Below are 14,494 nucleotides of genomic sequence, written 5' to 3'. Positions count from 1 at the left end.
TTCAATTTTTATATTCCTGAAAATAAGTCTCTAGTTTTTTAAGCATAAGTTCCAACGGATATTCAGCATAATATTCAAAAGTGTGTTCTTTTATGTATTGTTCGGTGTGCTTCTCGTAAATCTCAGGTTTTAAATCTTTTAAATGAATTGAAGCATTTTTTGCTTCATTTTCAAACAACTGCCAAGTTTCTTTTCTAACAGAAGGAGTAAAAATAGAGAAAGTTGGTATTTCTAGTGCTTTGGCCATATTTACAGCTCCTCCTTCGTTTCCTATCAACATCTCGCATTGAGAAAGTATTGCTAAAAACTGACGTAAATCTGTAGCATACAAATCGAAAATAATATGCTTTTTTGTTTCTTCAGAGCAATGGTTGTAAACCTCCAAAGCTTCTTCTTTCTGGTTCGGAATATAATTAAAGAGAATAGTAGCGTTTGTTTTTGCTACAGTAAAATCGATAATTTTTGCCATTCCGTCAAGCGGATAGGTTTTGTAGTGCTCGCTTCCTAAAATTCCAAACATAATAAGGGGGTTTTCAGGATCAATATTGTAGCTTTTTAAAATGCTTTTTGCTTCTGCAATTTCAGATTCTTTTAAAAAGATTTTCGGTTTTACATTCGTTATCTTTTCAGTAAAAAATGGTTTAAGGAGCAACAACCTGTTTTCAATTGCCAAGCCATATTCTGATTTTATGGCATCAAAACGTTCGTAACTATAATTGTAAAAGATATTAGAATACCATTTATGATACGAAACTTTATATTTTGCTCCAGAAAAAAACGTGATTAAGCTAGTTCCTAGTTTGCTGTAAACGTCTATTACGGCATCATATTTTTTTCTTCGAATCTCAAAAATGAATTTAAGGAATCCAAAAGTCGATTTTCGGATTTTATTAGTCACCGGAATGATGTTATCGATATTCGGATTTTCTTTTAGAACATCAATCGAATTGGGATAACACATATAGTCAATTGTAGAGTCCGGAAACTTGCTTTTCAAGTTATTGCAAATAATTGTGCTTGTTAAAACGTCTCCAATTCTTTTTTGTTGGATAACTAATATTCTCATCTGGTTTTTTATTCAATTTGAAAGCTAAAGTACAAACTATTTTATGAAGTGCACAAGTGATGGCGGTAATTAAGATTAAACTAAATTAAAAAGTTATATTTTTGTGGTCAACAAATTAAAATTTATAATGGGAATTAGCGGTTTGGTTATTACTTTCAATGAAGAAAAAAACATTGGAAAATGTATAGATGCCTTATTTAAAGTTTGTGATGAAGTTATTATTGTAGACTCTTTCAGTAAAGATCGTACAGTAGAAATAGCTAAAGGAAAAGGAGCGCAAGTTATTCAGCAGGCATTTTTAGGAGATGGCCCCCAGCGTACGCATGGTTTGCCATTTTGTAAAAACGATTGGATTTTAAATCTTGATGCAGATGAGTTTTTAGATAAAGATGCAGAAGATTTTATTCTAAAGAAAAAATATCTGGAAGGAAATCATGATGCTTTAAGTTTTAGAGTAAAAAACTTTTTGGCCGATAAACTAATTGATTTTTCAGGATGGTATCCAGATCATAAAGTTCGTTTTTTTAATAAGCAGACTGCTCATCCTTCTGATTCTAAAGTACATCAGAAAATTGTAGCTCAAAATGAGAAAAAAGTTGCAGTGCACATTTTGCATTACGGATGGGATTCTTTTGATCAGATTATTGCTAAAAAGAATCAATATTCTGGATGGCATGCGCAGCAGTTGTATGATCAAGGAAAAAGAATTAATGCCTTTAAACCTGTTTTGAACGGAACTGTAGCTTTTGTTCGATGTTATTTCTTTAAAAAAGGAATCTTCAACGGTCTTGATGGATTGACAATCGCAATGATTCAGGCTTTTTTCTCTTATATGAAATATGCTAAGCTTATTAAACTTCAAAAAAATAAGTAATAAAAAAATCCAAATTCCAGTAATAATCTATTGGAATTTGGATTTTAAAAATATTTAGACTTTTTAAAGCTTATACAGCAACATCGTATTCACGAAGTGCATTGTTTAAAGAAGTTTTTAAATCTGTAGATGGTTTACGAGTTCCAATGATTAATGCACAAGGAACTTGGAATTCTCCAGCTGCGAATTTCTTAGTGTAGCTTCCAGGAATAACTACAGAACGAGCAGGTACATAACCTTTCATTTCAACTGGCTCATCACCTGTAACATCGATAATTTTTGTAGATGCCGTTAAACATACGTTGGCTCCAAGAACTGCTTCTTTACCAACATGAACACCTTCAACCACGATACAACGAGAACCGATAAAAGCACCGTCTTCGATAATAACTGGAGCAGCTTGTAATGGCTCCAAAACACCACCAATACCAACACCACCGCTTAAGTGTACATTTTTACCAATTTGAGCACAGCTTCCTACAGTTGCCCAAGTGTCAACCATTGTTCCTTCGTCAACATAGGCACCAATGTTTACGTAACTTGGCATTAAGATTACACCGCTTGAGATGTAAGCTCCATAACGAGCAACAGCATTTGGTACTACACGAATTCCTTTTTCAGCATAATTTCTTTTTAGCAACATTTTGTCGTGGTACTCAAAAATACCAGATTCCCATGTTTCCATTTTTTGAATCGGGAAATACATCACAACCGCTTTCTTAACCCATTCGTTTACCTGCCATTTGTCACCAACTGGTTCAGCAACACGTAATTTTCCAGCGTCTATTAATTCGATAACTTCTCTAATAGCATCAGTTGTTGCGGTTTCTTGTAATAAAGCTCTATTTTCCCAAGCTTGTTCAATTATAGTCTGTAAAGAATTCATACGTTTAATTTTTTGGCAAAGATAAGGTATTTGTAGAAATGCAAAAAAGTAAAACGGTTTGAAAATGTTACAGATTTAACTTTTTGTTTCTTATTTGTAAGGTTAATGAAGCGATATGTGTTTTTTACTAATACTGCTACCACTAGAAGTTTTTTTTGTATCAAAATATGACAAAAGTCAGGGTTTCTGCTTTTTCTTCGCTTTAATTTCGCAGTGTTGATCAACAATTCCATTCCATAAATAAATCATATAAGCAGTAAAATATGAATCAAGAAAATCACCTTCAAAACAGAGTAATCATTGACAAAGAAGTAAGCTGGGATAAAACTCAGGTTATTATGAGTAAAACAAATGCTTTTGGTATTATAGAATATGCCAACGAAGTGTTTGTAGATGTTTGTGGTTACGAAGACTATGAATTAATGGGGCAGCCTCATAATATCATACGTCACCCTGATATGCCAAAAGTAATCTTTAAAGTGCTTTGGGAAAATCTTAAAAACGGGAAAAACTTTCACGCTATTGTAAAAAACCTTGCAAAGTCTGGAAGATACTATTGGGTAATTACAGATTTTGAAATCGCCCGCGACGAAAACGACGTTATTGTAAATTATTTCGGAAGAAGACAAGCTGTACCGCAGGAAGTTATTGCGATGCATATTGAACCTTTATATAAAAAGTTATTGCAGATTGAAGCCGCAAGCGGAGTTGAATTTAGCGAAAAGTATTTAATAGGATTCTTAGAAGAGAAAAAGAGAACGTATGTTGAATATATTAAGGAGCTGATTTACGAACACGAAAAATCACAATCTAAGTTTGCTAATTACAGTGAAGAAGAGGATGCAGGAGAGGAAGAAGAACACAGAGGTTTTTTTGGCCGATTGTTTGGAAGATAAATTGAGTTATTTTTTAGGTTTGAATATTTGGATAAAAGTCCGTCTTGAGTTTTTCAGGGCGGATTTTTCTGTTTTTAAGTTTAATTTAAAAAACATGAATTTAAAAAGGTTTATATTTGTATGGAAAACGAAAGTATTATGGAAGCGATTAGATTAGAATTTCAGCCAGAGATTAGAGAGAAAGTACTTAAATTATTAAGTGAGTTTTCTCCTAGTGAATTGACAATTATTGAAGAAGATTCTGATTTTGAAAATGATAAAAAAAAAGTACATGCAGCTTATGCTAAATTAAAAAGTGGTAATGAAAAGTTGTATTCAATAGATGAAGTAGATTCAATTTTAGACAATACATTTTCGGAATATGACAATTAAAATTTCGAATGAATTTTTAAAATTATTAAAAGAACAAGTTCATTATATTTATAAAGATAAACCTGGAGCAGCACTAAAGTTTAGGAAAGATTTGCTAAGAAATATTAAAAAAGATTTAAAACAGCCTTTTCTCTTTAAAAAATCAAGATATTTTGATGATGAAAATATTAGGGATTATGTTTTTAAAGGTTATGTTTCTATTTATGAAGTTGATACCGATAAAAACATTGTTTTCATTTTCGGTTTTATAAAATATAAAGACTCTCTTTAGAGATTATAATTTTACTTTCTAAATTTTTTATAAAAATTTCAAAACATGCCAAGAATCCTTTCGATAGATTACGGACAAAAACGCACAGGGATAGCTGTTACAGACGAAATGCAGATTATTGCTTCGGGCTTAACTACAATTCCGACTCATACTTTGATTGACTTTTTGAAAGATTATTTTGCCAAAGAAAAAGTCGAAGCGGTTTTAATTGGCGAGCCCAAACAAATGAACGGTCTTCCGTCTGAAAGTGCTTCTGTGGTTAATGGCTTTGTGACTCATTTTTCGAATATTTTCCCCGATATGAAAGTAATTCGTGTTGATGAACGTTTTACTTCAAAAATGGCATTTCAGACCATGATCGACAGCGGTTTAAATAAAAAGCAACGTCAAGACAAAGGTTTGATAGACGAAATTTCTGCTACAATTATGCTTCAAGATTATCTTTCCGCAAAAAAATAACGCTGTTCGTCGTATTTTTTATTTATAATTTAATGGTTTTTAGAAAATCCTAACTTTTATCATCTAAAAATTAGTTTTTTTTTGCAATTAAAAAAGTACCTTTGCACTTTAAATAAAAATACTGTTATGCCTGACGAAACCATACGTTCAAATAGTGATGTAGTACTCATTGGCGCTGGAATAATGAGTGCCACTCTTGGAGTAATTTTGAAAGAATTACAACCAGATATAAAAATTGAAATTTACGAAAGATTAGATGTTGCAGCAGCTGAAAGTTCTGATGCTTGGAATAATGCAGGAACGGGACACTCTGCTTTTTGTGAATTAAATTATACTCCAGAAAAGGCAGACGGTAGCATCGATCCTAAAAAAGCAATAAGCATCGCAGAATCATTTGAGATTTCTCGCCAGTTTTGGTCTTACTTAGTGCAACAAAATAAAGTGCCGTCTCCGGATAATTTTATTAAAAGCGTACCTCATATGAGTTTTGTATGGGGAGATAAAAACGTAGATTATTTAAAAAAGAGATTTGAAGCGCTTCAAAGCAATCCAATTTTCTCTGATATGACTTTCAGTACCGATTTTGAGCAACTTCAGAAATGGATGCCATTGGTAATGGAAGGCAGAACTGCTGACGAAAAATTAGCAGCAACACATATGGAAATTGGTACCGATGTTAACTTTGGTGCTTTAACAAGAAGTATGTTCAATTACTTAGAAAAATTAGATGGTGTTTCTTTGTATTTTAATCATGAGGTTAAAAAACTAAAACAGCGTGAAGATAAATCTTGGAGAATTAAAATTAAAGATTTGTCGACAGGAAAAACTCGTAAAGCCTATACTAAATTTGTATTTATTGGTGCGGGTGGAGGTTCTCTTCCTTTATTAGAAAAAGCAAATGTTCCTGAAGGAAATGGATATGGAGGTTTTCCTGTAAGCGGACAATGGCTAAAATGTACAAATCCTGAGGTAATTGCAAAACACCAAGCAAAAGTATACGGAAAAGCAAGTGTTGGAGCTCCTCCAATGTCTGTTCCCCATATTGATACTCGTGTAATTGATGGAGAAAAAGCACTTCTTTTTGGTCCATTTGCAGGATTTTCAACTCGTTTCTTGAAAAATGGTTCTTATTTAGATTTGCCATTATCTATTAAGTCTAACAATTTAATTCCGATGCTGGCTGCAGGATATCACAATATTCCATTAACGAAATATTTGATCGAGCAAGTGCGCCAGTCGCCAAAAGATAGAATGAAAGCTTTACGCGAATATCTTCCAACAGCACGTTCAAAAGATTGGAAATTGGAAAAAGCAGGACAGCGTGTTCAGGTTATCAAAAAAGATGAAAAAGATGGCGGAGTTTTAGAATTTGGTACCGAAGTAATTAATACGCATGACGGAACGTTGGCGGTTTTATTAGGTGCATCTCCAGGTGCTTCTACAGCTGTAGCAATTATGGTTGATTTGATCAGCAGATGTTTTACACATCAAATTAAAACACCAGAATGGCAAGCAAAATTAAAAACAATGATTCCTTCTTATGGTCAGACTTTAAATGATAAGCCAGAACTTTTAGAAGAGCTTAGAAAACAAACAGCAGAAGTTTTAAAATTAAATTAAGCTTTTCCTTATATTGAATAAAACACAAATCCAGATGAATTAATCTGGATTTGTTTTTTTTAGGTCGGTTGTGTTTTTTAGAATTTTTTCAGCCAGATTACTCATCCAGATCAATTGTTCAATTACCATTTGTGCTTCCTGCATTTTGGCTTGACGCGTTTCTTTATCCAAATCATCATCTTCGGCTAAGCGCGTAAAATGCCTTCGCTTTAATTCTTCAAATTGCAAAGTCACATCTTCTTTTTCAAAAAAAGTATCCTTTATAATAACTTCATTTCTTAAAACAGAAATAGAATGATCCAAATTGGCTAAAATTGTTTTGATGATATAATTAAAAGAATCTGATGCAGAAGTGGTTTGGTGTGACTGAATATAAGTTGACAATGAAGCCAAAGCAGATAATAAAGAGTGGTTTAAAACTACCAATTTGTTAACTAAAGGCATGGTCTTCTGTTTCGATTTTGGCTCTTGCATCATGCGCTGGAAAGAAGTCATTAAATTGCCTATTTCAACAAAAGCATTTTTTCTTGCAAGACGGTAAGAAGTAGGAACTTCTCCTTTTTTATTATAAAAATCTGCAATTTCTTTGAGATAATTCCTGTTCGCTCGAATCGTGTTTTCGATGTGAATAGGCGTATTGATAAATTCCCACGCAGGCCATAAAAACTGATTGGCAATAAAGGCTAAAATAGCTCCAGCAAGCGAATCTAAGATTCTGTATTGGATTACTTCATTGATATCTGGGGTAAGAATTCCGTAAATAAAAACGACATACATCGTAACAAATGTCGCACTTATCTTATAGTTGATTTGGGTAAATGAAATTCCCAAAAGCATACAAACAATAGAGAAAATGCTTAATGCTACGTGATTCTGAATAACCGATACAATTCCGAAAGCTATAAATCCTCCCAAAACAGTTCCGAACATTCTGTTGTAAGATCGTTCTTTTGTTAAGCCATAACCAGGGCGCATGATTACTACAATCGTTAGCAGAATCCAATATACGTTTTGAAATGGAAGCACTTGTCCGAGAAAGAAACCGATTAAAATAGTAATGGTTAATCGTATCGAATGTCTGAAAATCGAAGAAGAATAGCTTAAATTTTCGATTAAAGTTCGCAACGGATAATATTGTGGCGTAAGGAATTTTTCAAGTTCCTTGTCTTTGTCTTTTAGTTTATAAGACTGCATGGCTAGAGAAAGTGCGCGCTGAATGGTTTTGATTTTTCCAACCTGATTTTTAGCATATTTCAGCATATTGGTTAGCATTAAAACACCTTCTGCGGCTTCTTCTTTACCTAATGTTTTTTCATAATCAAAAATGGCAAATTCAAGAGCATCCAATTCGTTTTTCAAATCATGTTTATCAACATAAACACTAATATGACGGACATTTTTTGAAAGCTTCTTAAGGGTTGAAGCCAGTTTATAGGCAACATTTTGATACGTTCTTAAAACATCGGGATGTTTGGCGAATTTTTCATGAAGTTTGCTATGATCAAAAGAAGTGTACAGCGCCAATTCTTGAATTTCAACCAAAGTAATAAAAACTAAAAGCATTTTACGGTTCTGACTCGTAGTTCCAGATGCATTTTGGTTTCCAATCAGCATTTTTCTCAAATCTTCGTGAATAAGATTTAATTCTACCTGCACAGCCAGCTGCTTTTCTATAATTGCTTTTCGGTTAGCCTCAGGGCTCCAGAGATCACCTCTTAATTTAAGGTATTTGGCAGTGAGTTTTATTCCTTCAGCAATTTGTAATTCTACATATTTATAAGGCTGTACAAAATGAAAAACAAGGGATACTACTAAATACAGAATTCCTCCGATAAAAATAAAACCTGAATATTCAAAAGCTTCCCAGCCTTCATGCAAATGCCCAAAAGATAGAGAAATTGATAATAAAGCAGAGAAAGAAATTAAAGTGGCTCGCTGTCCATAAACTGAAATCATTGAGCATAAAAACAGCAGAAAACCTAAAAATATATAAAAAAGTACTGGAAACGGATAAACGAGATTTACCAGAAGATTAACTCCGGAAACAATGAATGAGGCTGCAATTAATCCTTTTATTTTATGACTAAGAGAACTCGGAATATCGCTAGGATAGGTATAAAAAGCACCAAGCGCAATGGTAAATCCAATTTCAAAATGACCTAGAAAATTTAAAACTAAAACAGGCACAACAGAAGCAATGGTTACTTTAGAAGCATTGAGAAAGGAAGTACTGTTTGTAAATTTCGAAATCTTATCAATCATAAAAAGAGGTATACTAACAAAGGTAAGAATTGTAGGAGTGATTTTGGCATAATTATGGATGAGATTTTTAGCAGTAAGTAAAAAATATGATATAATAGCCCATAAGAATTATTCATTGACTATTTTTTACTATTTTTGCCAGCTGAAATATCAGAACTTTAATTCTGTTTTTGCAGCACATTAAAACATAAATAAAAACAAATGATTTTACCAATTGTAGGATACGGTGATCCTGTTTTAAGAAAAGTAGGACAAGATATTACACCAGAATATCCAAACCTAAAAGAAACGATCGCAAACATGTACGAGACCATGTACAATGCGTATGGAGTTGGACTTGCAGCACCGCAGGTTGGACTGCCAATTCGTTTGTTTGTTATAGACACAACGCCTTTTAGTGATGATGAGGATCTTCCTTCAGAGGAACAAAAAGATTTAAAAGGTTTCAAGAAGACTTTTATCAATGCTAAAATCGTTAAAGAAGAAGGAGAAGAGTGGGGATTTAATGAAGGCTGTTTGAGTATTCCTGATGTGCGTGAAGACGTTTATAGAAAACCAACTGTTACAATCGAATATTGTGAAGAAGATTTCGTAATGAAAACAGAAGTATTTGACGGATTAATCGCAAGAGTTATTCAGCATGAATACGACCATATTGAAGGAATATTGTTTACAGATAAAATTTCCTCTCTTAAAAAGCGTTTGATCCAAAAGAAATTGAAAAATATTACGGAAGGAAAAACCTCTCAGGAATATAGAATGAAATTTTTCGCAGCTAAAAAAGCAAGATAAGTTTTCTAAATACTTAGAAACAAAAAATAAATAAAATTCTTAATACTAATTTTAATAAAAATGAATTTAACGAAAATTTTAGCCATTTCAGGAAAACCAGGTTTATACGAATTAAAAGTACAAACTCGTACAGGTTTTGTGGCGGAATCATTAATTGATGGGAAGAAGATTACTGTAAATCTAAAAAGCAATGTAAGTTTATTGTCTGAAATTTCGATTTATACTTATGAAGGCGAAAAACCGTTAACTGAAGTAATGCAGCAGATTGCCGTTAAAGAAAACAAAGGACAAGCTATTTCTCATAAAGAAGATAATGCTACTTTGTCTGCTTATTTCAAACAAATTCTTCCAGATTACGACGAAGAGAGAGTTTATCCATCAGATATCAAAAAAGTATTAAACTGGTACAACACGCTTCAAGCAAAAGGTTTAGTTACAGATTTAGCGCCTGCAGCTGAAGAACCAAAAGAAGAAGCTCCAGTTGCTGAAGAAAAGCCAAAAAAAGCTCCGGCAGCTAAAAAAGCAAAAGCTAAAAAAGAAGAATAATAGTTTTTCTTTACACATAAAATAAATCCTGTTGAGATGTTTTCTTAACAGGATTTTTTACTTTTACAGAATCGAGTTTAAATCAAAAAGGAACTTCAAAATGAGCAGAGAAAATCAGTTAAAAGCATTTGAAAGATTATTAAATATCATGGATGAACTTCGTGAGCAATGTCCGTGGGATAAAAAACAAACTCTACAGACCTTAAGACATTTAACAATTGAAGAAACTTACGAACTAGGTGATGCTATTTTGGACAATGATTTAAATGAAGTTAAAAAAGAATTAGGTGATTTACTGCTTCATATTGTTTTTTACGCTAAAATTGGCAGCGAAACCAATGATTTTGACATTGCTGATGTTTGCAATGAAATCTGCGACAAACTAATTCATCGTCATCCTCATATATATGGCGATGTAAAAGTAGAAAATGAAGAAGAAGTAAAACAAAACTGGGAAAAATTAAAACTGAAAGAAGGCAAAAAATCTGTTTTAGAAGGCGTTCCAAGAAGTCTTCCCGCATTGGTTAAAGCAAGCAGAATTCAAGATAAAGTTAAAGGTGTTGGCTTTGACTGGGAAGAACCGCACCAAGTTTGGGATAAAGTTCAAGAAGAACTGCAAGAATTGCAAGACGAGGTCAAATCAGGAAATCAAGACAAAATCGAAGATGAATTCGGAGATGTTTTGTTTTCAATGATTAATTATGCGCGATTTTTGAATGTAAACCCAGAAGATGCTTTAGAAAGAACCAATAAAAAGTTCATTAAACGTTTTCAGTACTTAGAAAGTAAAGCAAATGAACTAGGTAAGCCATTAATGGATATGACGCTTTCAGAAATGGATGTTTTCTGGAACGAAGCCAAAAAACTCTAGTTATCGGCTAATTTCTTTAAAGCGCGAACGTCTTTAAGCATTATTTTTTTACCAACTAATTCTATTAATCCCAATTTATTAAAATCAGATAATAGACGAATACAGCTTTCTGTTGCCGTACCAATAATGCCTGCAAGTTCTTCTCTTGTTAGTTGCACTCTAAGTGTTTTGTCAGAGTCTTCGCCAAACTCGTCATGCAGTTGCAATAAAGTCTCTGCAAGTCTCTGTTTAACTGTTTTTTGAACTAAAGCAATTTTTTCATTTTCAGATTCTTTTAAATCTTCGCATACTGATTGCATCAGATTTAAAGAGAATTGATTGTTAGTATTAAAAAAATTGATGATTTCAGTTTTAGGAATAAAACAAACCTCCATGTCGGCAATCGCTTTTGCAGTCAAATTTGCCGGCTCGTTACTAATCATCGAGCGCTGTCCAAGTAGTTCACCAGATTTAACTAGTTTTACAATTTGATCTTTTCCGTTTGCACTCAATTTTGAAAGCTTACCAACACCATCTTTTATACAAAAAACGCCATTGGTTACTTCGCCTTCTTCAAAAATGGCTTCACCTTTTTTAATCTTGTAAGAGGTTTTACTGCTGGCTAATTTAATAACTTCTTCTTTGTTAAGGGCTTTTAATGAGCTTAGCTGACGTACAATGCATTGATCACATTTGTTCATGACAATATTTGTTTGCTGCAAAAATAAGCATATTTAAGGGTTTTAACCACCATAATAAGGTAAAATTATTATAAATTAGGGTTTACTCTCGTTGGAGCTTTTTATTTTATAAATTTAGGAATCCGATTTCAAAATAACATGATAATTGTCATCTTAAAAATTACGCTTTAATTGGAAATTTGCAACAAATAAAAACAAGTTTATGAGGGAGCAAAGTTGTTTTCATTGTGGTTTAACTATTGAACAAAATGAAGAAATTGATTTTGATGATAAAAAGTTTTGTTGCACAGGCTGTAAAACAGTTTACGAAATTTTCAGCATCAATGACCTAACATCTTATTATGATTTTGAAAAGTCTCCAGGCGCCACTCCGCAAGACATCAAAGGAAAATATGATTTTTTAGAAAATGAAACCATACTAGCAAAGGTTTTGGAATTTCAGGAAGGAAACACTTCGATTGTTTCGCTCAATATTCCGCATATCCATTGCAGTTCTTGTATCTGGATTTTAGAAAACCTAAATCGTCTTCAGCCAGGAATTAGTACTTCTCAAGTTAACTTTCACGAAAAGAAAGTTAGAATTACGTTTAATTCAGATGTCGTTTCTTTAAAAGAAATTGTTTATCGTTTAAGTTCTATTGGTTACGAACCTTATATAAGTCTAGAAAATTACGGAACAGCAAAGGCAAAGGTAGACAGGAGTTTAACTTATAAACTTGGAGTCGCATTTTTTTGTTTTGGAAATATTATGCTGCTTTCATTTCCAGAATATTTCGAAATGAAAGAATTCTGGTTGGATAGTTACAAGCCGTTTTTCAGATTACTGATTTTTCTTTTAGCATTACCAAGTTTCTTGTATTCGGCAAGCGGGTATTATATTTCTGCCTATCATAGCATTAGAACTAGAATGCTTAACATTGATATTCCGATTGCTTTAGGTATTATCGTGATGTTTATTCGCAGTACATACGACATGTTAATGGATCACGGTCCAGGATTTTTTGACAGTTTAGCCAGTTTAGTATTTTTTATGCTTCTTGGTAAAATGTTTCAAATTAAAACGTATAGCTTTTTAAGTTTCGAAAGAGATTTTAAATCGTATTTCCCGATTGCTGTTACTAAAATTAATAAAGATGCTACCGAAGATAATGTCGCTATTTATGATGTTTTAAAAGGAGATCGATTATTGATTAGAAATCAAGAGCTTATACCCGTTGATGGAATTTTAATTAGCGAAAGCGCAGAGATAGATTATAGTTTTGTTACAGGAGAAGCAGTGCCAATTACTAAAAAATCTGGAGATAAAATATTTGCAGGAGGGAAACAGATTGGAAAAGTAATAGAAATGGAAGTATTGCATTCTGTTTCACAAAGTTATCTGACTCAGTTATGGAGTAACGAAATTTTTCAGAAGAAAGTAGATCAGAAACACAAAACCATAACAGATGCAATAAGCCGATATTTTACCCCTATTTTATTACTAATTGCATTTGGTGGTTTTGGTTATTGGATTTTTATTGATGCCAATACTGCTTTTAATGTTTTTACAGCCGTATTAATTGTAGCTTGCCCTTGTGCATTGGCTCTTACGGCTCCGTTTACTTTTGGAAATATATTGCGAATTTTAGGAAAAAAGAAATTTTATCTGAAAAACGCGATTGTAATCGAACAACTTGCTAAGGTGGATACGATTGTTTTTGATAAAACAGGAACAATTACAACGAATAAAAAATCGAATATAATGTATGAAGGAAATGCTATTTCGGATTCAGATATTGTATTGATTAAAAATGTATTGCGAGGATCAAATCATCCATTAAGCAGAATGCTGTATGATTTTCTGCCAGAAGCTAAACGTGTCGCTGTAGAAGAATTTCAAGAGATTACAGGAAAAGGAATTTTGGCAATTGTTGACGAAAAAGAAATTAAAATTGGTTCAGGACAATTTGTAAATGATATAGTTGCAGATGGTTCGGAAATTGAAAAAACAGCATTGCATATCAAAATAGGAGGGAGTTATTTTGGGAAATTTACTTTTCAAAATCAATATCGTGAAGGTTTAGAAAAACTTTTTGAAGATCTGAGTAAAGCTTATAAAATCAAAGTGCTTTCTGGAGATAATGATGGTGAGAGAGCTAATTTAGAAGCGATTCTTCCAAAAGGAACTGAGCTGATTTTTAATCAGAAACCAGAGCAAAAACTCGAATACATAAAAAATCTTCAGGAAAATGGTCAAAATGTAATGATGGTTGGTGACGGGCTGAATGATGCTGGAGCGCTCGCGCAAAGCAACGTCGGGATCTCTATTTCAGAGAATGTAAATGTCTTTTCACCTGCATGCGATGCAATTCTAGATGCAACAGAATTTTCACGTTTAAACTACTTTTTAAAGCTCTCACATAAAGCGATTTCTATTATTAAAATGAGTTTCGGACTTTCATTGCTTTACAACGTTGTCGGGCTCGCATTTGCGGTTACAGGAAACCTACTTCCATTGGTTGCTGCGATCATTATGCCGTTGAGTACAATTACTATTGTAAGTTTTGTCACTTTTATGTCTAACTATTTCAGTAACAGAAATTTAGAATGATTATAAATTATATAATAAGATTTTTTTTATAAATTTAACATATCTTTTTGTTTATGATAATTATCATATTTTATGCGCCCTTAACGAAGTAATTTTGTTAATATAAATCTAAGGTATGAGTGTTATTTATCTATTAATTTCAGTAAGTATTTTTGTGGCAATCTGTTTCTTTATTGCCTTTATCGCAGCTGTCAAGTCTGGACAGTACGATGATGATTATACCCCTTCAGTCAGAATTCTTTTTGATGACGAAACCAAAATTAATTCCCAAAATAATAATTCACCAATCGAAGAAAAACAAGTATAATT

The 14,494-nt window shown here is 32.8% G+C and carries 15 protein-coding genes; 11 read left to right on the top strand and 4 right to left on the bottom strand.

Annotation, left to right across the window (positions count from 1 at the left end; genetic code table 11):
- Position 1: 1 nt before the first annotated feature.
- A complete protein-coding gene (locus BSF41_RS18210) occupies positions 2-1,066 on the bottom strand; it encodes a glycosyltransferase family 9 protein (RefSeq protein WP_095930930.1) in 1,065 nt (354 codons plus the stop codon).
- 127 nt (positions 1,067-1,193) lie between these two features.
- Between BSF41_RS18210 and BSF41_RS18205 the strand changes: the two genes are divergently transcribed.
- Positions 1,194-1,940, top strand: a complete 747-nt coding sequence (locus BSF41_RS18205) for a glycosyltransferase family 2 protein (RefSeq protein ID WP_095930929.1) — start codon at positions 1,194-1,196, stop codon at positions 1,938-1,940.
- A 70-nt stretch (positions 1,941-2,010) separates the two neighbouring features.
- Here BSF41_RS18205 and BSF41_RS18200 read toward each other — a convergent pair whose 3' ends face one another.
- Positions 2,011-2,826, bottom strand: coding sequence for a 2,3,4,5-tetrahydropyridine-2,6-dicarboxylate N-succinyltransferase (locus BSF41_RS18200; protein ID WP_095930928.1), 816 nt, complete (start codon positions 2,824-2,826; stop codon positions 2,011-2,013).
- A 263-nt stretch (positions 2,827-3,089) separates the two neighbouring features.
- Here BSF41_RS18200 and BSF41_RS18190 point away from each other — a divergent pair, with 263 nt between their 5' ends.
- The 5 genes from BSF41_RS18190 to BSF41_RS18170 all read left to right on the top strand — a co-directional run bounded on the left by BSF41_RS18190 (position 3,090) and on the right by BSF41_RS18170 (position 6,444).
- On the top strand, positions 3,090-3,722 hold the full coding sequence (locus tag BSF41_RS18190) for a PAS domain-containing protein (RefSeq protein ID WP_095930926.1): 633 nt from the start codon (positions 3,090-3,092) through the stop codon (positions 3,720-3,722).
- 120 nt (positions 3,723-3,842) lie between these two features.
- The gene (locus BSF41_RS18185; RefSeq protein ID WP_253251852.1) at positions 3,843-4,094 is read left to right on the top strand and encodes a hypothetical protein; all 252 of its coding nucleotides are present in this window, start codon (positions 3,843-3,845) and stop codon (positions 4,092-4,094) included.
- Positions 4,084-4,365 (top strand): type II toxin-antitoxin system RelE/ParE family toxin, encoded by a 282-nt coding sequence (locus BSF41_RS18180; RefSeq protein ID WP_095930925.1) that lies wholly within the window; start codon positions 4,084-4,086, stop codon positions 4,363-4,365. Before BSF41_RS18185 ends, BSF41_RS18180 begins: the two co-directional genes overlap by 11 nt.
- 45 nt (positions 4,366-4,410) lie before the next feature.
- Positions 4,411-4,824: a Holliday junction resolvase RuvX gene (ruvX, locus tag BSF41_RS18175; protein ID WP_095930924.1), complete on the top strand. Its 414-nt coding sequence runs from the start codon at positions 4,411-4,413 to the stop codon at positions 4,822-4,824.
- Between the two features lie 126 nt (positions 4,825-4,950).
- Complete coding sequence (locus BSF41_RS18170) at positions 4,951-6,444, top strand: malate:quinone oxidoreductase (protein ID WP_095930923.1); 1,494 nt, start codon at positions 4,951-4,953, stop codon at positions 6,442-6,444.
- Between the two features lie 39 nt (positions 6,445-6,483).
- Here the strand turns inward: BSF41_RS18170 and BSF41_RS18165 are convergent, their stop codons facing one another.
- Positions 6,484-8,706 carry an FUSC family membrane protein gene (locus BSF41_RS18165; RefSeq protein ID WP_095930922.1) on the bottom strand — a complete coding sequence of 741 codons (2,223 nt, stop codon included), beginning with the start codon at positions 8,704-8,706 and terminating at the stop codon, positions 6,484-6,486.
- Positions 8,707-8,907: 201 nt separating this feature from the next.
- Between BSF41_RS18165 and def the strand changes: the two genes are divergently transcribed.
- The 3 genes from def to mazG all read left to right on the top strand — a co-directional run bounded on the left by def (position 8,908) and on the right by mazG (position 10,915).
- A complete protein-coding gene (gene def / locus BSF41_RS18160; protein WP_008462650.1) occupies positions 8,908-9,498 on the top strand; it encodes a peptide deformylase in 591 nt (196 codons plus the stop codon).
- A gap of 60 nt (positions 9,499-9,558) precedes the next feature.
- On the top strand, positions 9,559-10,044 hold the full coding sequence (locus BSF41_RS18155) for a DUF5606 domain-containing protein (protein WP_095930921.1): 486 nt from the start codon (positions 9,559-9,561) through the stop codon (positions 10,042-10,044).
- A gap of 100 nt (positions 10,045-10,144) precedes the next feature.
- On the top strand, positions 10,145-10,915 hold the full coding sequence (gene mazG, locus BSF41_RS18150) for a nucleoside triphosphate pyrophosphohydrolase (protein WP_095930920.1): 771 nt from the start codon (positions 10,145-10,147) through the stop codon (positions 10,913-10,915).
- Here mazG and BSF41_RS18145 read toward each other — a convergent pair.
- The gene (locus BSF41_RS18145; protein ID WP_095930919.1) at positions 10,912-11,595 is read right to left on the bottom strand and encodes a Crp/Fnr family transcriptional regulator; all 684 of its coding nucleotides are present in this window, start codon (positions 11,593-11,595) and stop codon (positions 10,912-10,914) included. The two genes, mazG and BSF41_RS18145, sit on opposite strands and share 4 nt — an antisense overlap.
- Before the next feature lie 202 nt (positions 11,596-11,797).
- Here BSF41_RS18145 and BSF41_RS18140 point away from each other — a divergent pair, with 202 nt between their 5' ends.
- Both BSF41_RS18140 and ccoS read left to right on the top strand, forming a co-directional pair.
- Positions 11,798-14,185: a heavy metal translocating P-type ATPase metal-binding domain-containing protein gene (locus tag BSF41_RS18140; RefSeq protein WP_095930918.1), complete on the top strand. Its 2,388-nt coding sequence runs from the start codon at positions 11,798-11,800 to the stop codon at positions 14,183-14,185.
- Between the two features lie 115 nt (positions 14,186-14,300).
- Entirely contained in the window at positions 14,301-14,492 is a 192-nt protein-coding gene (gene ccoS, locus BSF41_RS18135; protein WP_095930917.1) for a cbb3-type cytochrome oxidase assembly protein CcoS, read from the top strand.
- The last annotated feature ends 2 nt before the right edge of the window (positions 14,493-14,494 follow it).

The organism is Flavobacterium sp. ACN2 (assembly GCF_002303885.1).
In the GTDB taxonomy this organism is placed as follows: domain Bacteria; phylum Bacteroidota; class Bacteroidia; order Flavobacteriales; family Flavobacteriaceae; genus Flavobacterium.
Note: the sequence above shows the minus strand (reverse complement) of the source record. Positions and strands in the feature narration are given on the sequence as shown.

What these genes read in the sequence shown, in the direction of transcription:
- BSF41_RS18210 (WP_095930930.1), bottom strand. Translation starts at nt 1,066, where the DNA reads ATGAGAATATTAGTTATCCAACAAAAAAGAATTGGAGACGTTTTAACA.
- BSF41_RS18205 (WP_095930929.1), top strand. Translation starts at nt 1,194, where the DNA reads ATGGGAATTAGCGGTTTGGTTATTACTTTCAATGAAGAAAAAAACATT.
- BSF41_RS18200 (WP_095930928.1), bottom strand. Translation starts at nt 2,826, where the DNA reads ATGAATTCTTTACAGACTATAATTGAACAAGCTTGGGAAAATAGAGCT.
- BSF41_RS18190 (WP_095930926.1), top strand. Translation starts at nt 3,090, where the DNA reads ATGAATCAAGAAAATCACCTTCAAAACAGAGTAATCATTGACAAAGAA.
- BSF41_RS18185 (WP_253251852.1), top strand. Translation starts at nt 3,843, where the DNA reads ATGGAAAACGAAAGTATTATGGAAGCGATTAGATTAGAATTTCAGCCA.
- BSF41_RS18180 (WP_095930925.1), top strand. Translation starts at nt 4,084, where the DNA reads ATGACAATTAAAATTTCGAATGAATTTTTAAAATTATTAAAAGAACAA.
- ruvX (WP_095930924.1), top strand. Translation starts at nt 4,411, where the DNA reads ATGCCAAGAATCCTTTCGATAGATTACGGACAAAAACGCACAGGGATA.
- BSF41_RS18170 (WP_095930923.1), top strand. Translation starts at nt 4,951, where the DNA reads ATGCCTGACGAAACCATACGTTCAAATAGTGATGTAGTACTCATTGGC.
- BSF41_RS18165 (WP_095930922.1), bottom strand. Translation starts at nt 8,706, where the DNA reads ATGATTGATAAGATTTCGAAATTTACAAACAGTACTTCCTTTCTCAAT.
- def (WP_008462650.1), top strand. Translation starts at nt 8,908, where the DNA reads ATGATTTTACCAATTGTAGGATACGGTGATCCTGTTTTAAGAAAAGTA.
- BSF41_RS18155 (WP_095930921.1), top strand. Translation starts at nt 9,559, where the DNA reads ATGAATTTAACGAAAATTTTAGCCATTTCAGGAAAACCAGGTTTATAC.
- mazG (WP_095930920.1), top strand. Translation starts at nt 10,145, where the DNA reads ATGAGCAGAGAAAATCAGTTAAAAGCATTTGAAAGATTATTAAATATC.
- BSF41_RS18145 (WP_095930919.1), bottom strand. Translation starts at nt 11,595, where the DNA reads ATGAACAAATGTGATCAATGCATTGTACGTCAGCTAAGCTCATTAAAA.
- BSF41_RS18140 (WP_095930918.1), top strand. Translation starts at nt 11,798, where the DNA reads ATGAGGGAGCAAAGTTGTTTTCATTGTGGTTTAACTATTGAACAAAAT.
- ccoS (WP_095930917.1), top strand. Translation starts at nt 14,301, where the DNA reads ATGAGTGTTATTTATCTATTAATTTCAGTAAGTATTTTTGTGGCAATC.